The sequence below is a fragment of the Rhodoglobus sp. GW821-FHT12B09 genome (assembly GCF_058809925.1).
In genome coordinates this window covers 303680-321439 of sequence record NZ_JBXATB010000003.1, presented here as the reverse complement: position 1 = coordinate 321439, position 17760 = coordinate 303680, and the positions used below count along the sequence as shown (strand labels likewise).

The window sequence follows — 17760 nt, the reverse complement described above, 5'->3', positions numbered from 1 at the left end:
TCCGCGCGTCGGGCCGCGCCGGCCCTGCTACCCGCCGCAGTAGCGGAGTGTGATGGTCGACTTCTGGGGCTGGTCGCCGACGATGGACTGCTCCGCGACCGTTCCGCCCGAGCATCCCGTGTCCACGTTCACCTTGATGGAGAGCTGCAGCGGCGAGAGCGCGGCGTTCGCGGCGGCGATCGCTTGACCCGTGACATCAGGCACGTTCACCAGGCCGTTGGAGACCGTGAGGTTGATGGTGTCGCCGGCGTGCACCGGCTTGACGCTGTTGGCCGCCGGGTCGGATGCGATAACGACGCCCTTGGCGAGGTCTGGCGAGTACGTGGTGGTCGAGATGCCGTACTTGAGTCCGACCTTCTCGATGGCCGCGATCGCGTCGGCCTCGAGCATCCTGCTGACATCGGGAATGGCGATCGCCGCCTGGCCCGATGACACGTAGACCTTCACTGCGAACTGGGGGGAGACGTTCGTGCCAGCCTCGGGATCCGTGCGGATCACGAGGCCCTCGGCGACGGTCGTGCTCGGCTCGTCGATGCGCGTTGCAGTGAGCTTGCTCTCGTCGAGCGCCTTGGATGCGTCGTCGAAGGTCTGCCCGACGACGTTCGGGACGTCCGTCGAGAGGTCGGGCGCGAGCTGCGGCGCCGAGAGGTTGAGGGTCCAGAAGACGACCGCGACGATGATGACGACCATGCTCGCGATACCGGCCCAGATCCATGCGACCGGCGGGCGGCTCTGGGTGCGGACGATGCGGTCGTCCTCGTCCACGGTGAGCTGGCGGAGGGCAGCCTCGGATCCGGCGACCGAGCTCGGGTTCACGCCGAAGAGGGTCGCATTGAAGTCGTTGACCGCGACCTCCTTGCGCGCGGGGACGGACCCGGCGGCAGCGGCCTCGACGTCTGCCCGGAACTCGCTCGCGCTCTGGTAGCGCTCGAAGCGGTCCTTCGCGAGCGCGCGGAGCACGACCGCGTCGAGAGCGGGCGAGACCTTGGGGTTGAGGGAGCTCGGGGGCACGGCGTCCGAGTTGACGTGCTGGTAGGCGACGGCGACGGGGTTCTCGCCGCGGAACGGCGCGCGCCCGGTGAGCAGCTCGAACAGGACGATGCCGGTGGAGTACAGGTCGGTGCGGGCGTCAACGGTCTCGCCGCGCGCCTGCTCCGGGGAGAAGTAGGAGGCGGTGCCGACGATGGCACTCGTCTCGGCGATGGTGGCAGACGTATCGGAGATCGCGCGGGCGATGCCGAAGTCCATGACCTTCACCTGGCCGTTGCTGGCGATCATGATGTTGCCGGGCTTGATGTCGCGATGCACCACTCCGGCGCGATGCGAGTACTCGAGGGCGGTCAGCACCTGCTCGATGATCCGGCAGGCCTCGGCAGGCTCGAGGGGGCCCTCGGCGACGATGTCCTTGAGAAGGCGGCCGTCGACATACTCCATGACGATGAAGGGGACGAGCGTCTCGGTGCCGTGCGCGTCGTGCACGGTCTCCTCGCCGGCGTCGAAGATGCGCACGATCGTGGGGTGCGCCATCTTGGCGGCATCCTGGGCCTCGCGGCGGAAGCGGGTGCGGAAGGCCGGGTCGTTCGCGAGGGACGGCTTGAGCAGCTTGATGGCCACACGCCGGCCGAGTCGGTTGTCCTGGCCCACGTGCACATCGGCCATACCGCCGCGACCGATCAGCTCACCGATCTGGTAGCGCCCGGCAAGCTGGCGCACGCCCTGTGCAACGCCTTCAACCACGAACCCACCCCTGACTTGCGGACAATATCTCAGCCAGTGTAACCGCTGACCCTGACTGGTTAGGGTGTGACGCTGGTGGCGTCGGACTGCGGCGACTCCACACTGCTGCACAGCGCCGAGTAGGTCACGTTCGTGGCCGTGCCGGCCGGGCCCGTGAGGATGATGTCGACGGACGTGTCACCGGGCGGGCGGTTGGAGTTGCCCGTGACGAACGTGCCGTTCTGCACCTGCACGCTGAACCCGTTGAGGCTCTGCCCCGAGGGGCAGCCCGCATAGGTCGTCCAGCTGAAGGTGACCGTTCCGCCCACCGTGTAGGGGCCGGGCGAGGCGGTCATGGCCGAGGGCTTCGTCGCCTCGGGGGGCGGTGGGATCTCCGCGTAGAACGAGACGGTGATCGTCTCGCCCTTCCGCACGTTGCCCTTCGGGTTGACGCTGTAGGCGAGGCCCTCCTGGTCCTCGCTCGGCGCGACGGTGCCGATACGGGCGTCGAGCTTGAGCCCGAGCTCCGTCAGGCGGTCGGAGACGACATCCTGTGTGCGCCCGAGCAGCTCGCTGTCGTCGAGCTTGACCCGGTCGCTCGCGGAGGGGCTCGGCGCGGGGCTGCTCGGCTTGGTGTTCGAGGGCGGCGCGCTCGTCGGGTCCGTCGGGGTCGGTGTGGGATTGATGAGCAGCGCGATGATCGTGCCGATGAGCACGACAGCGAGCAGGGACACGAGCGCGACGAGCGGCCAGGTCCACGGGCTGCGTCGCTTGGTCTCGGTCGGCATCGACGGCGTAGTCACCGGTCCGTTGGCCGGCAGCAGCTGCGTGGCCTGGGTGTTCTGGCCGTAGTTCGGGCCGATGGTGGCAGCGTGGCCGCCACCGAGGATGCCGGGCACTGCTGCCGCAGCTGCCGCGACATCGCCCCGGCGAAGGGCCTGGGCGGCGCGAGCGAGGTGGGCGGCCGAGGAGGGGCGGTCGGCGGGGTTCTTGGCGATACAGGCGTAGACGAGGTTGCGGACCGGCTCGGCCACCGTGCTCGGCAGCTCCGGCGGAGTCTCGTTGATCTGCGCCATCGCGATGGCCACCTGCGACTCGCCCGTGAAGGGGCGGCGGCCGGCGAGGGCCTCGTAGGCGACGATGCCCAGCGAGTAGATGTCGGTGGTGGGCGACGCGGGATGCCCGCTCGCCTGCTCGGGAGACAAGTACTGCACGGTGCCCATGACCTGGCCAGTGGCGGTGAGAGGCACCTGGTCGGCGATGCGCGCGATGCCGAAGTCGGTGATCTTCACCCGGCCATCGGGCGTGATGAGCAGGTTCCCGGGCTTGATATCGCGGTGCACGAGGCCGGCGGCGTGCGCGGCCTGCAGCGCCATCGAGGTCTGGGCGACGATATCGAGGACGCGGTCGGCGGGCAGCACGCGCTCGCGCTCGAGAATCGCGCTGAGCGCCTCCCCCGGCACGAGCTCCATCACGAGGTAGGCGCTGCCGTCCTCCTCGCCGTAGTCGAAGACGTTCGCGATGCCCTCATGGTTCACCAGCGCCGCGTGGCGCGCCTCCGCGCGGAAGCGCTCGAGGAAGCCGGGGTCGCCGAGGTACTCGTCCTTCAGGATCTTGATGGCGACGGTGCGGCCGATGACGAGGTCGGTGGCCTGCCAGACCTCGCCCATACCGCCAATCGCCACGCGACTGGAGAGCTGGTACCTGCCCCCGAACGTGAGGCCACTGGAGGGTCTCATCTGCCTAGCACCGCCTCAAGTACTTTCCTGCCGATCGGAGCCGAGATCTCGCTCGAGGTCCCGTTCTGCCCGAGACCGCCTCCGTTTTGCACAACTACAGCTACGACGACATCCGGGTCACTCGCCGGGGCGAACCCCGTGAACCAGAGCGTGTACGGGTTGTCGCCGTCGTTCTGTGCTGTGCCTGTTTTTCCGGCGACATCAACCCCGTCTATTGTGGCATTACTCGCCGCGCCGTTGGCTACTGCATCAACCATCATCTGGGTCATCGCGGCCGCGGTCTCGCGGCTGATCGCCTGCTTGTAGACCTCGGGCTGGAACGCCTCGATGGTCGTCAGGTTCGAGGAGAGCACGCTCTCCACGAGGTTGGGCTTCATGATGGTGCCTCCGTTCGCGATCGCCATCGACACCATCGCCATCTGCAACGGGGATGCACGGACATTCGACTGCCCGAACGCGGAGAGCATCGTCTGCGGGGCGTCGAGGACGCGGGGGTAGACGCTCTCCGTCGAGGTCAGCGGAACGTCGATCGACTCGTTGAACCCGAACTTGTTGGCCTGGTCGAGGATCGCGCGGTAGCCGAGCTCAGCACCGAGCTCGGCCATCGGGATGTTGCACGACAGTCGGATCGCGGTGGCGATCGTCGCGGTCTCGCCCGGGCCGCAGGTGCCCTCGTCCGAGTTGCTGATGTCGAACGACGTCTCCGGAAGCGTGAGGGTGGCGGGGTTGGGGAACGCGCTGTCGGGGGTGTACTTGCCGCTCTCGAGCGCCGCCGAGGCGACGACGAGCTTGAACGTCGACCCGGGCGGGTCGAGCGCGCCCGCGAGCGTGCGGTTGATGAGCGGGTCGAGCGGGTCGTCCAGCAGCTGGTTGTAGAGGGCGATCACCTGGTCGGTGTCGTGAACCGCGAGCCCGTTCGGGTCGAAGGTGGGCTTGGACACCATGGCGATGATCTCGCCGGTCTTCGGCCGGATGGCGATGACCGCGCCCTGGTAGTCGCCGAGCGCATCCCAGGCGGCCTGCTGCACGGCAGGGTCGATCGTCAGCTCGACCGAGGCGCCCTTCGGGTTCTGGCCGGTGAGGATCGCGTTCACCTGGTCGAAGAACTGGTTGTTCGACGTGCCGGTGAGGTAGCTGTTGAGCGCGCTCTCGATCCCGGTGTTGCCCTGATTGAGCGTGAGGTATCCGGTCACTGGCGCGTAGAGCGGGCCGTTCGTGTAGACGCGCTGGAACTTGTAGTCGTCGTCGACCGGTTGCGAGTACGCGATCGGCTCGCCGTTGACCAGGATCGGGCCGCGCTCGGCGGAGTAGCTCGCGTACAGGGTTCGGGCGTTGCGGCCGTCCGCCTTGAGGTTGTCGGCAGTGACCACCTGGATGATCGTGGTCGAGAGGAACAGGCTGATGAACATCAGCAGTACGACTGTGCTGACCCGCTTGAGCTCCTTGTTCACTGGCCCACCACCAGTCGGTCGGAGGGGGCGAGGTCGTCGACGACGAGCCGCGGCTGGTTCCGGACGGTGTCCGACAGGCGCAGCAGTAGGGCGGCGATGATCCAGTTGGCGACGAGCGACGATCCGCCGGCCGCGAGGAAGGGCGTCGTCAGGCCGGTGAGCGGGATGACCCGGGTGACGCCGCCGATGACGACGAACACCTGCAGCGCGATAACGAAGGAGAGGCCGACGCCGAGGAGGCGGCCGAAGTCGTCCTGCCCGGCGAACCCGATGCGGAAGCCGCGCGAGACGAACAGGAGGTAGAGGCCGAGGATCGCGAAGAGGCCCACGAGCCCCAGCTCTTCGCCCAGGGCCGAGATGATGTAGTCGCTCTCCGCGAGCGGGGTGATCTCGGGGCTGCCCTGGCCGAGCCCGGTGCCGATGAGGCCGCCGTCCGCGAGTCCGAACAGGCCCTGCACGAGCTGGTAGCTGCCGCCGGTCGCGTCGTAGATGTCGGGGTTGAAGGGGTCGAGCCAGGCATCGACCCGCCCGCCGACGTAGCTGAGCAGTCGGCTGGCCGTGAAGGCTCCCACGACGAAGAGCGTGAGGCCGAGGACGATCCAGCTCGAGCGGCCCGTCGCCACGTACAGCATGACGAGGAACAGTCCGAAGTAGAGGAGCGCGGTGCCGAGGTCCCGCTGGAAGACGAGGACGAGCATCGAGGCCGCGAACACCACGAGGATGGGGCCCAGGTCGCGGGCGCGCGGGAACCGCATCCCGAGGATCCGCTTGCCCACCATCGAGAGCGAGTCGCGGGCGGTGACCAGGTAGCCCGCGAAGAAGATGGCGAGCGCGACCTTGCCGAGCTCGCCCGGTTGGAAGGAGAACGGGCCGACCGCGATCCAGAGCCGGGCGCTCGTGCCCAGGTCGCTGCCGATCAGGGGGAGCGCGGGCAGGATGAGCAGCACGATGCCGGTGAGCATCGCGACGTAGCGGTACCGCTGCAGGATTCGGTGGTTGCGCACCGCGAGCAGCACCACGATCGCGATGATGACGGCGAGGGCGGTCCAGGCGAGTTGGCGGATGCCGCCGTTGTCCCACCCGGACAGGTCGTACGCGAGGTCGATGCGGTAGATCATGGCGATGCCGAGGCCGTTGAGCACGGTGATCACGGGCAGGATGAGCGGATCGGCGTCCGGGGCCGTGACGCGCATGGCGAAGTGCATGCCGAAGATCAGCAGGCCGACGAGCGCGACCAGGCCGAGCATCCCGAACCCCAGACTGCCGAAGACCCCGAGCTGGACGAGCGCGACGGCGCCCAGGTCGATCCCGACGGCGAGGAGGAGCAGCACGAACTCGAGGTTCCGCAGCTTGGCGGGGACCCTCAGGCGCAGCCGGATCGTCGACGTGAACGTCGACAGGGTGCCGGTCGCGGGCGCGGCCTCAGGGTTTGCGGGCATCCGAGAGCCGGTCCACTATGCCTAGCGCTTCGGCCAGGCTGTTGGCGTTCATGGTCGACTCGACCTGCTGCTGGTAGTACGGCGACAGGTCGTCGAGGTCGATGGTGGTGGTCTTGTAGACGTGCGAGAGCTTGATCGGCCCGATGTCCTGCTGCACGCCCTGGAACACGGCGACCCGGCCGTCGACGGCGCCGACGAAGTAGTGGCGCTGGGTGAACTGGTAGCCGAGGATGCACGCCGCCACGATCACGGCGATCACGATCAGCACGAAGGCGAGCCAGGAGACGCGGCGCTTGCGGGCCCGGCGGCGGTCCTCCTGGATCAGTGCGGCGAGGTACTCGTCGGACTCGGGCTCGAAGTGGCTGTCGTCGGTCTGCGTCGCCTTGAGCGGGTGCAGCAGCAGGCTCGGCAGGCGCAGGGGGCGGCGCACGCTGTCGGCCTCGAAGACGAGCGGCGCCGCGGCGGAGCCAACCGTGAGGGGCGGCTCGTGCGCGGAGTCGCCGGACGCGTCCACGTCGACGAGCACGATGGTCACGTTGTCCGGAGCGCCCTGGTCGAGGCTCTCCTTGACGAGGCGCTCGGCGGCGTCCTGGGCGGTGGGGATCGAGCCGAGCACGGCCTGGATCTTGTCCTCGGCGACGTAGCTGCTCAGGCCGTCAGAGCAGATCAGCCAGCGGTCTCCCGGCAGGGTCTTCATGACGGCGGTGTCGATCTCGGGCGAGGCGTCGACATCGCCGAGCACGCGCATCAGCACGGAGCGGCGGGGATGCACGGCGGCCTCCTCCGGCGTTATGCGGCCGCTGTCCACGAGCCGCTGCACGAAGGTGTGGTCGGCGGTGATCTGCTTGAGCACGCCGTCGCGGAACAGGTAGATCCGCGAATCGCCGATGTGCGCCATCGCGATGTGGTCGTCCACGCGGACGATGCCGCTGACGGTCGTTCCCATGCCCGTGAGCTCGCCGTGCTCGAACACGGTCTCGGCGAGCAGGGAGTTGGCCGCGAGCAGGGCGGTGCGGAGCGCGAACTCGGCGTCGTTCGGAGAGGCGTACTGGCGGTCGGTCTCGGCGATGCGCTTCACCGCGATCGCGGAGGCGACGTCACCGCCGGCGTGGCCGCCCATGCCGTCCGCGACCACGAACAGGTACCGGCCGGCGTAGCCGCTGTCCTGGTTGTTGGCCCGGATCTTCCCGACGTGGGAGACGGCGGCGCTCTTGCCCGTAGTCGCCATTCACCTACCGCCGGAGTTCGAAACTTGTCGTACCGATCTTGACCGGCGTGTTCAACGGCACCTGGGTGGGGACGATGACTCGGATTCCGTCGAGGAAGGTGCCGTTGGTCGAGTCTAGGTCCTGGATCACCCAGCCGTCGTTCCACAGGAGGAGCCGGGCGTGGTGGGTGGAGGTGTAGTCATCGCGGATGACGAGGTCCGACTCGTTCGACCGGCCGATGGTGAGCAGCTCATCGGGGAGGTCGATCTCGAGCCCCTCCTTGGCGCCCGACGTGATGACGAGCCGGTGGGCGCCGAGCGAGGAGCCGGTGTCAGGGCGCGAGACCGCCGGCTTCGGGGCCGGGGCAACCGGTGCAGCGGGAGCCGTGAACTGCGGGGCCGACGCGGCGGCCGGGGCGGGCATCCTGCGCACCTTCTGCCCGAAGAGGTCGGACCGCAGCGCGTAGACGATCGCGAAGACGAACGCCCAGAGCACCACCAGGAATGCGACCCGGAGGATGAGGAGAGTCAGCTCGCCCATCTACACACCCGCCTGAGCTAGCACTCGGAACACGATACGCGTGCGGCCGATGTCGATGACCGAATCGGGCGGGAGCGGCGCTTTCGCGACCGGGTTGCCGTTGAGCTTGGAGCCGTTCGACGAGCCGAGGTCGTTGACCTGCGCCCGGGTGCCGTCCCAGAGGATCTCGACGTGGCGGCGGGAGATCGCCGAGTCGTCGACGGTGATGTCGGCGTCGCTGCCCCGGCCGATGACCGTGTGGGAGTGCTGGATCGGGTAGCGCTTGCCGTTGATCTCGAGCACCGGGGTCCAGGCGACCGAGCCCTGCACGTTGTCGGACTTGATCTCGAGCATCCCGGCGCTGAGGCTCGGGTCCTCGGAGAGCGAGATCGAGATGCCGCCCGCGAAGGAGTAGTGCTGCGCGGTGGCGTGCTGCTGGACGTGCTGCACGAGTTCGTCGGTGAGCGTGGGCCCGAGCGCGACCATCCGGTCGTAGTCGCTCTTCGAGAGGCGCACGGTGAACGAGTTGGGTACGAGGATGCGGTCGCGGGCGACGACGGCGGCCTTCGTGTCGAGCTCGCGTCGCAGGGCGGCCGTGATCTCGACCGGCTGCAAGCCACTCTTGAAGGTCTTCGCGAAGGCGCCGTTGACGGCGCGCTCGAGTCCCCTCTCGAAGTTGTCCAGCAGGCCCACAGCTCTCCCAAGATTGCTCGCGTCGGTAGAACGAATGTTAGCCGGTGGGCCTTGGAAGGGGCGGTACCGTTGTGCAGTGCGCGTACTCGAGCTCTGGCGGTATCCCGTCAAGTCGCTGCAGGGCGAGCTGGTCGCGTCGGTCTCGCTGGGTGCCGAGGGCTTCGCCGGAGACCGCCGGTACGCCATCTTCGACACGGCCACCGGCTTCGGCCTCACGGGCCGTCGCGTGCCGGAACTGCTGTTCGGCTCGGCTCGCTACACGGCATCCGGAGAGCTGGAGATCGTCCTGCCGGACGGCACGGTGGCCCGGGATGACGACGCCCTCAGCGAGTGGCTGGGACGCCCGGTCGCGCTCCGCTCCACCGATGAGGCGGTGTCACGCCGGTACGAGAGCCCGGGCGACTTCGAGAACGACGCCGAGTGGGACCCGTTCGAGGGCGCGACCGGATCGTTCCGCGACACGGAGGCGACGGTCGTGTCTCTCGTCTCCGAGGGGACGCTGCGCGGGTGGGACCGTCGGCGCTTCCGCCCGAACATCCTGCTCTCGGACTCGGGCGAGGACGACCTCGTGGGCCGGCGCGCAGCCCTGGGCGGTGCCGTGGTCGACATCGTGAAGCAGGTCGGGCGCTGCGTCATGGTGACCCGCCAGCAGCCGGGCGGTGTCGACAAGGACCTCGACGTGCTGCGCACCATCCACCGCGAGCGCGGCGGCAAACTCGCGATCGGCGCCGGAGTCGCGGTCGAGGGTTCCGTCTCCGTCGGCGACGAGCTCGTCGCCTTGTGATAATCTCGCTCAGTCGGCGGCTGAATGCCGGCAGGTGAGCGCGAGTGGCGAAATTGGCAGACGCGCACGGTTCAGGTCCGTGTGCCCGTGAGGGCATGGGGGTTCAAGTCCCCCCTCGCGCACCGCGACAAGAAGGACGTCCCATCGAGGGGCGTCCTTCTTTCTTTTAGTCACGCGCGGCATCGTGGAGGCCTACGATCGCGCTGCGGGGCTGGGTCGATCGGAGTTCGTTCGCCTGAGGGGCCTACCTCGCGGCCCATCGAAGGTCCATACTGGCGGCATGAGCATCCGTCGCCTCGTTGTCGCCGCTGCTGCGGCATCCGTCCTTCTCGCGGGTCTATCCGGCTGCGCCGCCGCGTCCGGGCCCGTCGTTGCTCCGATCGTGGTGAACTCCGGCGACATCCAGGGCTCCGTCGTCGAGGTGCCGCTCAACAGCACTCTCGTGATCAACACCGGGGACCTCGCGGTCGACAGCTACACCGCGGAGATCGCGGACCCCTCGATCGCCGAGTTCGTGCAGGGCAAGGACGACGGGTCCGCGTCGTTCAACCCCGGCCTCACGCCGAAGAAGGTCGGCGAGACCGAGGTGACGCTGAGCAACAAGGATGGCGGCATCCAGAACGTCGACTTCACGCTCAAAGTCACGCCGGTCCCGGCGGGTTAGTCAAGCCCACCGATCCGACCGCTGACGGTGCTACCGTCAGCAAATGTCCCGAATCGCGGCGGTCGCACCGGTGCTCCCTCCGTACGCCTACACCCAGGCGGAGATCACGCACGAGCTCGCGCCGCTGATCTCCTCCCTGCCCGGCAAGCGCGCAGTGCTCGAGCGGATGCACGCCGCCAGCGGCATCGGAACAAGGCACACCGCCCTGCCCCTCGAGCGGTACCGCGACCTGGGCACGTTCCGGGAGTCCAACGACATCTTCATCGAGGTCGCGACCGACCTCGCGGAGCGCGCACTGCGCACGGCGCTCGCCGAGGCCGGGCTCGAAGCGCCCGACGTCGACTTCGTGATGTTCACCTCCGTGACCGGTATCGCGGCGCCGTCGATCGACGCACTGCTGGTCTCCCGGCTCGGGCTGCGGCCGGACGTGAAGCGCATGCCGTCGTTCGGCTTGGGCTGTGTCGCCGGCGCCGCCGGACTCGCACGGGTCAATGACTATCTGGCCGGGCATCCGGACCAGGTCGGCGTGCTGCTGAGCGTCGAGCTCTGCTCCCTCACCCTGCAGCGCGACGACGAGACGATCGCGAACTTCGTCGCGACCGGGCTGTTCGGCGACGGCGCCGCGGCCGTCGTGCTCGTGGGGGACGACCGGCAGGAGCCGGGCATCCGGATCGTCGACACCCGCAGCTCCTTCTACCCCGACACCGCCGACGTGATCGGCTGGCACGTGGGCGGCACCGGCTTCGAGATCGTACTGACGGCGGGGGTCGCCGAGGTGATCGAGCGGCACTTCCCCGCGGAGGTCGCGGCGTTCCTCGGCGACCACGGAATGCAGGTTGCGGATGTCTCGGCCTGGGTCGCGCATCCGGGCGGGCCGCGCGTGCTTGACGCCTTCGCGAACTCGCTCGACGTGCCGGCGGAGGCCTTCCGGGCGTCGTGGGCGACGCTGGAGCGGGTGGGCAACCTGTCCTCCGCCGCCGTGCTGCACGTGCTCACGGACATGTGGGAGCAGCCGGCCGGGTCCACCGGCCTCCTGTTCGCGCTCGGCCCGGGGGTCAGCGCCGAGTTCGTACTGCTGGAGTGGCCGTGAGCGTCGTCCTCTACATCGTCTTCATACTGCTGACCGGCGGGGAGCGCATCGTCGAGCTCGTGGTCTCGAAGCGCAACGCGGCGCTCGCGCTGTCGCGGGGCGGGCTGGAGTACGGGCAGCGGCACTTCCCCTGGATGGTCGCGCTGCACACCGGCCTCTTGCTCGCGTGCATCGCCGAGGTCGTGCTGGCGGGCCGCCCGTTCATCCCGGCGCTGGGCTGGCCCATGCTCGCGATCGCCCTGCTGTGCCAGGTCGGGCGCTACTCGGTGATCCACTCGCTCGGCGCGCAGTGGAACACCCGCGTGATCGTCATTCCCGGTGCGGCCAGGGTGCGCGCGCGCGGGCTGTACCGCTTCATGCCGCACCCCAACTACGTGATCGTCGCGGTCGAGGGGGTGGCGCTCCCGCTCGTGCACACCGCCTGGGTTACCGCGATCACGTTCACCGTGCTGAACGCGGTGCTGCTGCTCGGCTTCCGGATCCCCACCGAGAACAGGGCGCTGAAGGAACTGGTGTGAGCAGCGACGTCGACGTCATCGTGGTCGGCGGCGGACCGGTCGGCCTCGCGTCGGCGATCGAGGCGCGGCTCGCCGGCCTGACCGTGGCGGTGGTCGAGCCGCGCGAGGGCGTGATCGACAAGGCCTGCGGCGAGGGGCTCATGCCAGGGGCGGTGCCCCTGCTCGCCCGCCTCGGCGTCGACCCCGAGGGGATGCCCCTGCGCGGGGTCAGCTACAACACGCCGCGGCACCGGGCGGACCACCTCTTCTCCACGGGGCTCGGGCGGGGAGTGCGGCGGACTGTGCTGCACTCCGCGCTGAGTGCCCGCGCCGAGGAGCTCGGGGTCGAGCGGGTCGTCGCGCGCGTCGAGTCGGTGGAACAGGATGCCGACGGGGTGGTGGCCGCGGGCATCCGGGGCTCCTGGCTCTTCGGGGCAGACGGACTGCACTCGACGGTGCGCCGGCTCGCGGGGCTGGAGCTGCCCGCGCCGCGCTCTCGGCGCCGCTTCGGGATGACGCGGCACGTCGCGGTGGAGCCGTGGACGGACCTGATCGAGATCCACTGGGCGCCGCGGGCCGAGGTGTACGTGACGCCGCTCGCGCCGGAGCTGGTCGGAGTGACGATCCTGGGGGCTCCGCGGACGGACTTCGACGAGACGATTGCCGGGATTCCGGCGCTGGCCCGAGTCGCGGGGCTCCCTTCGGTGTCGGGGCTCAAGGGTGCAGGGCCGTTCCGGCAGCGGGCCTCGGCGCCGTCACGCGGGCGGGTGCTGCTCGTCGGCGACGCGTCCGGCTACGTGGACGCGATCACGGGCGAGGGGCTGCGGCTCGGGTTCGACCAGGCGCGGCTCGCGGTGGGGCATGCGCTGGGCGAGCTGGGGTACGACCGCGCGTGGCGGCGGACCACCCGCGACTTCCGGGTGCTCACCAACCGGCTCGTGCTCGCCGCGACCTCGCCGGCGCGGCCCGCGATCGTGCCGCTGGCGCGGATGCTCCCCGGGCTCTACGGCTCCGTGGTGGAGAAGCTAGCCCGCTGACACCGGCTGCCGCGCCGGCACCCGCGAGATCGCGAGGCCGAACGCGGCCGCGATGAAGAACATCAGCACGCCGTAGACGGCGCCGGGCAGCGACATCTCGAAGTTGTCGAGCACCGACTGGGCGATGACGATCGCGAGGGTCGCGTTGTGGATGCCGATCTCGAACGAGCTGGCCACGGCCTGCGCGCGCTCTACACGGAAGAGCCGCGGGACGAGGAATCCGATCGTCAGCGACAAGACGCAGAACAGTACGGTGATGCCGGCCAGCGCGCCGATGTTCTCCATGAGCGGCTTCAGGTTCGAGGCGACGGCGCCCGCGATGACGATCACCAGGATCACGATCGACGCGATGCGCACGGGCTTGTCCATCCGGTCGGCGAAGGCGGGCCGGGCCCGTCGCACGAGCATCCCGAGCGCGACCGGCACCAGCACGATCGCGAACACCTTGAGCGCCTCGAGCACGTCGATGCCGAGCTGGCCCGCCGACGGGTAGAAGTACGCCAGGGAGAAGTTGACGATGAGCGGCAGGGTCACCACGGAGATCACGGAGTTGATCGCCGTCAGGGAGATGTTGAGCGCGATATCGCCCCGGAACAGGTGGCTGTAGAGGTTCGCGGTGGTGCCGCCGGGCGACGCGGAGAGCAGCATCATGCCGACCGCGAGCACCGGCGGGAGGTGGAAGAGCAGGACGAGCCCGAAGCACAGCGCCGGCAGGAGCAGGAGCTGGCAGGCGAGGGCGATGATCACCGCCCTAGGGTGCTTGGCGACGCGGGCGAAGTCGCCGAGCGTCAGGCTCAGGCCGAGGCCGAACATGATGATGCCGAGGGCGACGGGCAATCCGATGGTGGTCAACGCTGATCCCATGGCGCCCATACTGGCGGCTGGGAGGGGTCAGGCGCTAGAGGCGGCCAGCAGGCGGGTGAGTCCGTCGCGGATGTCCTCGAGCTCTCGCAGCGACATCCCGAGCCGTTCGACGATCTGCGCGGGCACCCTCTCGGCTTCGGAGCGCAGGGATGCGCCGGCCGCGGTCAGCGCCACGTCGAGTGCTCGCTCATCCGCAGCGCTCCGTGCTCTCGTGAGCAGGCCGGCCGCCTCCAGCCGTTTGAGCAGCGGGGAGAGGGTGGCGGGCTCGAGGTGCAGCGCCTCGCCGATGTTGCGGACGGTGCGCGGGCTCTGCTCCCACAGCGCGAGCATCACGAGGTACTGCGGGTGGGTCAGCCCCAGCGGTTCGAGCACGGGCCGGTAGAGGCCGATGACGCTCCGGGATGCCGCGGCGAGGGCGAAGCAGACCTGGCGGTCGAGGGCTAGGGGGTCAGGGTCCTGCTGAGTCGGCATTTAGTTAGTGTACTATCTATTTGTGAGCAAACTAACCTGGTGGCAGCGCCTCAACAAGGCGCTCTTCCCCTACATGGGCCCGGCACAACTGGGCCCGTTCAACGAGCCGCCCCTGCCCTCGGTGGCGGAGAAGCCCTGCCCGCTGTGCGGCAAGCCGATGAGCGGCCACACCTTCGAGCGCAGCCAGGACCACCACTCGACGCGGATGCACTGCCCGGTGGGTTGAGAGCGCCAGAGCGCCCTACTCACCCCGCTCAGCCGAGGAGCAGGCGGGTGAGCTCGGCCGCGTCGGACGCGGCGCCGATCGTGCCGACCTCCTCGGCGGGCGAGCCGTAGCCCCAGCGCACGAAGATCGTCGGCACATCGTGGGCGGCGGCGCCGTGCACGTCGTGGCTGCGGTCGCCGACCATGACCGGCCGGGTGATGTCGGCCCCGTGCATCCGGAGCCGTTTCAGGGCCTCCTCGACGACGTCCGCCTTCGCGCTGCGCTTCTCGTCGTCGGAGGCGCCGGTGATGATGTCGAAGTACTTGAGCAGGTCGTAGTGCTCGAGGATGAGCGTCGCCGGGGTCTCGGGCTTCGAGGTGGCCAGGGACAGCGGGATGCCGGACTCGTGGATTCTCCGCAACAGCTCCGGGATGCCCGGGTACACCTCCGCGTTGAAGACGCCGGTCTTCAGATACTGCGGGCGGTAGATGTCGAGGGCCCGCTGCGACTGCTCGGGGGTGAAGCCGGCGAGGTCGCGGAAGGAGTCGAGGATCGGAGGCCCCACGTAGGCGACGAGCTCGGCGGGCGAGGGGATCGGAAGCCCGAGCTGCTCGAACGTGTAGGCGAGGGTCGCGGTGATCCCGGGAGCAGAGTCGACGATCGTGCCATCGAGGTCGAACAGGATACAGCTGAACTCGGGCACCCGCTAAGCCTATCCGCGGGCCGGTGCCCGGGCTTACGGTGAAAAGATGTCAGAAACAGTCACCCCTCCGAGCCGTCGGCTGCACGACCTCGCCACGCTCGCGAGCTCCCTCCTGATCGCGTTCCCGCTGCTGGTGAGCTCGCTGGTCAAGGCCGTGCTCTTCGCGGGCAACCCCGCGAAGGTCGACATCACGAACGGCCTCGCCTACTTGCGCGAACTGCTGGGCTTCGGTTTCGGATCCCTCGGGCTCATCGTCATCGTGATCGTCGTGCTGTTCGTGCTCGCGTACCGGCAGTCGCGCTCGCTCGACACGCTCAAGCTCCCGCTGCTGATCCTCGTGGTGCAGATCGTGGCGGGGATCGCGATCCTGCTGTTCACCGCGATCTCGAACAACGCGCACGACACGTACGTGGCGGCGCTGGGCGTCGCGGGTTGAGTAGTGCGCTCTGGCGCGCGTATCGAAACCGGTTGTTCGACTGAGTGGTTTCGATACGGCGCTGGAGCGCCTACTCAACCCACCGGGTTTCGATACGGCGCTGGAGCGCCTACTCAACCCACCGGGTTTCGATACGGCCCTAGGGGGCCTACTCAACCGGCCGGGACTAGAACAGCCGCGAGTCGGCGTCGTCGAGACCGCGCATCGCGTCGTAGTCGAGCAGCAGGCAGCGGATGCCGCGATCCTGGGCCAGCGTGCGGGCCTGGGGCTTGATCTCCTGGGCGGCGAAGACGCCGGTCACGGGGGCGAGCAGCGGATCCCGGTTCATCAGCTCGAGGTAGCGGGTGAGCTGTTCGACCCCGTCGATGTCGCCGCGCCGCTTGATCTCGATCGCGACGCTCGCGCCCGTGGCATCCGTCGCCAGGATGTCGACCGGGCCGATAGCCGTCATGTACTCGCGGCGCACGAGCCGGTGGCCCTCTCCGACGAGCTCGATCTGCTCGGCGAGGAGCTTCTGAAGGTGGGCCTCGACGCCGTCCTTCTGCAGTCCCGGGTCAACGCCGAGCTCGTGCGCGCTGTCGTGCAGGATCTCGTGGATGGAGATGACGAGCAGGTCGGCGGTCTTGGCCTGCGCCACTCGCCACAGCTGCGTGACACCGGCCTCGAGCTGCTCGGGCTCCGGCTCCATGACCGTGAGGGTGCAGGGCGGGCTCATCCAGTTCAGCGGTTTGTAGGAGAGCGAGTCGGAGTGCACGAGCACGCTGCCGTCGGCCTTCACGAGCAGGAGCCGGGTTGCGAGCGGGAGGTGCGCGCTGAGCCGGCCGGCGTAGTCGACCGAGCAGCGGGCAATGACGAGGCGCACGGAGACGAGTCTAGGGTCGGAGAGTGGCCCGCACGCGGCGGCGCTACAGCTTTCGAGCTGCGCCACTGAAATTGCTGTAGCGCGAGTCGAAACCTGTAGCGCGGGGCTACGACTGCGGGTCGTCGAAGGTGTCGACGGATGCCGCGGCCGCGCCCCGGGGCTCGCGCGCGCCGCCCGCCACGATGGCCCCCACCGCGGTGAGCACGAGCACGACGAGGAGTGCGAGCAGCACGCCGGTGTGCTCGCCGATGAGGCCGATGACGGGCGGGCCGACGAGGAACGCGAAGTAGCCGATCGTCGCGACCGCGCTCACGCGGGCGGCGGCGGTGCGCGGGTCGTCGGCGGCCGCCGACATCCCGACCGGGAACCCGAGTGCGGCCCCGAGGCCCCACAGCACGGCTCCGCCCATGGCGACGTAGGGGTTGGGCACGACGATGACGATGAGCAGGCCGATCGACGCGAGCAGGAACGAGCCGCGCAGCACGGGGACCCGGCCGAACTTGTCGAGGAGGAAGACGCCCGTGAGGCGGCCCACGGTCATGGCGGTCACGAAGATGCCGAAGACGAGGGCGCCGGTCGCGTTGCTCACGCCGTGGCCGTCGACCATCGCGATGGCGAGCCAGTCGTTGGCCGAGCCCTCGGCGAAGGCGGCCGCGAGCACGAGCACGCCGATGAGGATCGTGCGCGGGTCCTTCCAGATGCTGAGGCGGCCGCGCCAGGTGTTCGCGTGGTCGTCCGCGGGGACGGGCTCGCCGTCGTCGCCGATCACGTGCTCGTCCTGGACGAAGGGCCGCGTCGCAAGGGTGCCGATCACCATCACGGCGGCGATGACCGCGAAGTGGAGCACGATCGGCACGCCCACCGCCTCGGCGAGGGCACCGAGACCGGCGCCGAGCATGGTGCCGAAGCTGAAGAAGGCGTGGAACACCGGCATGATCGCCCGGCCGAGGGCGCGCTCGTTGGCGGCGCCGGAGACGTTCATCGCGACATCGGTGCAGCCTGCCGCCGCCCCGAAGATCAGCAGGCCGACGAAGGCCACCGCGAAGTTCGAGACCACGGTCACGCCGACCCCGGCGACGGCGAGGCCGACCGCGTTGGTGATCATGCCCACGACGACGGTGCTGCGCGCGCCGAAGCGGGCGACGACGTGGCTCGAGGCGAGCAGGCCGAGGATGGAGCCGGCGGCGATGCCGAACAGGAGGAAGCCGACCTGCGCCGGGCTGACGTCGAGGATGTCGCGTGCCGCGGGGAGCCGGGACACCCAGGTCGAGATCGCCAGGCCCGGGAGTACGAAGATCGCGAAGACGGCATTGCGCCAGGCCACGACCTGCGGCCGCGTGAGGGTGGTCGTGTTCGTCATGCGCTCTCCCGAAGTAGTTCTC

General features: G+C 69.2%; 19 protein-coding genes and 1 tRNA gene. 8 read left to right on the top strand and 12 right to left on the bottom strand.

Annotated elements, in window-relative coordinates; all coding sequences use genetic code 11:
* Window positions 1-27: 27 nt before the first annotated feature.
* Genes pknB through AC1RTC_RS08665 form a run of 7 tightly spaced genes read right to left on the bottom strand, consistent with a single transcriptional unit; the run spans window position 28 to window position 8765 of the window.
* Complete coding sequence (pknB, locus tag AC1RTC_RS08695) at window positions 28-1737, bottom strand: Stk1 family PASTA domain-containing Ser/Thr kinase (protein WP_493155124.1); 1710 nt, start codon at window positions 1735-1737, stop codon at window positions 28-30.
* A gap of 59 nt (window positions 1738-1796) precedes the next feature.
* Complete coding sequence (locus tag AC1RTC_RS08690) at window positions 1797-3455, bottom strand: protein kinase domain-containing protein (protein WP_493155123.1); 1659 nt, start codon at window positions 3453-3455, stop codon at window positions 1797-1799.
* Entirely contained in the window at window positions 3452-4906 is a 1455-nt protein-coding gene (locus AC1RTC_RS08685) for a peptidoglycan D,D-transpeptidase FtsI family protein (protein ID WP_493155122.1), read from the bottom strand. Before AC1RTC_RS08685 ends, AC1RTC_RS08690 begins: the two co-directional genes overlap by 4 nt.
* Entirely contained in the window at window positions 4903-6345 is a 1443-nt protein-coding gene (locus AC1RTC_RS08680; RefSeq protein WP_493155121.1) for an FtsW/RodA/SpoVE family cell cycle protein, read from the bottom strand. Before AC1RTC_RS08680 ends, AC1RTC_RS08685 begins: the two co-directional genes overlap by 4 nt.
* Entirely contained in the window at window positions 6329-7573 is a 1245-nt protein-coding gene (locus AC1RTC_RS08675) for a PP2C family protein-serine/threonine phosphatase (RefSeq protein ID WP_493155120.1), read from the bottom strand. The genes AC1RTC_RS08680 and AC1RTC_RS08675 overlap by 17 nt, the downstream gene beginning before the upstream one ends.
* Window positions 7574-7577: 4 nt before the next feature.
* Window positions 7578-8093 (bottom strand): FHA domain-containing protein FhaB/FipA, encoded by a 516-nt coding sequence (locus AC1RTC_RS08670; RefSeq protein WP_493155119.1) that lies wholly within the window; start codon window positions 8091-8093, stop codon window positions 7578-7580.
* Window positions 8094-8765: an FHA domain-containing protein gene (locus AC1RTC_RS08665; protein ID WP_493155118.1), complete on the bottom strand. Its 672-nt coding sequence runs from the start codon at window positions 8763-8765 to the stop codon at window positions 8094-8096.
* A 76-nt stretch (window positions 8766-8841) separates the two neighbouring features.
* Between AC1RTC_RS08665 and AC1RTC_RS08660 the strand changes: the two genes are divergently transcribed.
* The 6 genes from AC1RTC_RS08660 (at window position 8842) to AC1RTC_RS08635 (ending at window position 12837) form a co-directional block, all read left to right on the top strand.
* Window positions 8842-9549: an MOSC domain-containing protein gene (locus tag AC1RTC_RS08660; RefSeq protein ID WP_493155117.1), complete on the top strand. Its 708-nt coding sequence runs from the start codon at window positions 8842-8844 to the stop codon at window positions 9547-9549.
* Window positions 9550-9587: 38 nt separating this feature from the next.
* Window positions 9588-9671: transfer RNA gene (locus tag AC1RTC_RS08655), tRNA-Leu, on the top strand.
* A gap of 158 nt (window positions 9672-9829) precedes the next feature.
* A complete protein-coding gene (locus AC1RTC_RS08650) occupies window positions 9830-10213 on the top strand; it encodes a hypothetical protein (RefSeq protein ID WP_493155116.1) in 384 nt (127 codons plus the stop codon).
* Between the two features lie 43 nt (window positions 10214-10256).
* Window positions 10257-11303 (top strand): type III polyketide synthase, encoded by a 1047-nt coding sequence (locus AC1RTC_RS08645; protein ID WP_493155115.1) that lies wholly within the window; start codon window positions 10257-10259, stop codon window positions 11301-11303.
* Window positions 11300-11821 (top strand): isoprenylcysteine carboxyl methyltransferase family protein, encoded by a 522-nt coding sequence (locus tag AC1RTC_RS08640; RefSeq protein WP_493155114.1) that lies wholly within the window; start codon window positions 11300-11302, stop codon window positions 11819-11821. The genes AC1RTC_RS08645 and AC1RTC_RS08640 overlap by 4 nt, the downstream gene beginning before the upstream one ends.
* Window positions 11818-12837, top strand: a complete 1020-nt coding sequence (locus AC1RTC_RS08635) for an NAD(P)/FAD-dependent oxidoreductase (protein WP_493155113.1) — start codon at window positions 11818-11820, stop codon at window positions 12835-12837. Before AC1RTC_RS08640 ends, AC1RTC_RS08635 begins: the two co-directional genes overlap by 4 nt.
* Here AC1RTC_RS08635 and AC1RTC_RS08630 read toward each other — a convergent pair.
* Both AC1RTC_RS08630 and AC1RTC_RS08625 read right to left on the bottom strand, forming a co-directional pair.
* A complete protein-coding gene (locus AC1RTC_RS08630; RefSeq protein ID WP_493155112.1) occupies window positions 12826-13701 on the bottom strand; it encodes a bile acid:sodium symporter family protein in 876 nt (291 codons plus the stop codon). The two genes, AC1RTC_RS08635 and AC1RTC_RS08630, sit on opposite strands and share 12 nt — an antisense overlap.
* A gap of 27 nt (window positions 13702-13728) precedes the next feature.
* A complete protein-coding gene (locus AC1RTC_RS08625) occupies window positions 13729-14172 on the bottom strand; it encodes a MarR family winged helix-turn-helix transcriptional regulator (protein ID WP_493155111.1) in 444 nt (147 codons plus the stop codon).
* Window positions 14173-14194: 22 nt separating this feature from the next.
* On the opposite strand from AC1RTC_RS08625, the gene AC1RTC_RS08620 reads away from it, so the two are divergent.
* Window positions 14195-14398 carry an RING finger protein gene (locus AC1RTC_RS08620; RefSeq protein WP_493155110.1) on the top strand — a complete coding sequence of 68 codons (204 nt, stop codon included), beginning with the start codon at window positions 14195-14197 and terminating at the stop codon, window positions 14396-14398.
* A gap of 28 nt (window positions 14399-14426) precedes the next feature.
* On the opposite strand, the gene AC1RTC_RS08615 is transcribed toward AC1RTC_RS08620, so the two are convergent.
* Window positions 14427-15080 (bottom strand): HAD hydrolase-like protein, encoded by a 654-nt coding sequence (locus tag AC1RTC_RS08615; protein ID WP_493155109.1) that lies wholly within the window; start codon window positions 15078-15080, stop codon window positions 14427-14429.
* A gap of 46 nt (window positions 15081-15126) precedes the next feature.
* On the opposite strand from AC1RTC_RS08615, the gene AC1RTC_RS08610 reads away from it, so the two are divergent.
* The gene (locus AC1RTC_RS08610) at window positions 15127-15516 is read left to right on the top strand and encodes a hypothetical protein (protein WP_493155108.1); all 390 of its coding nucleotides are present in this window, start codon (window positions 15127-15129) and stop codon (window positions 15514-15516) included.
* A 166-nt stretch (window positions 15517-15682) separates the two neighbouring features.
* Here AC1RTC_RS08610 and nucS read toward each other — a convergent pair whose 3' ends face one another.
* Entirely contained in the window at window positions 15683-16378 is a 696-nt protein-coding gene (gene nucS, locus AC1RTC_RS08605; RefSeq protein WP_493155107.1) for an endonuclease NucS, read from the bottom strand.
* A 106-nt stretch (window positions 16379-16484) separates the two neighbouring features.
* Entirely contained in the window at window positions 16485-17738 is a 1254-nt protein-coding gene (locus AC1RTC_RS08600; protein ID WP_493155106.1) for an MFS transporter, read from the bottom strand.
* Window positions 17739-17760 lie beyond the last annotated feature (22 nt).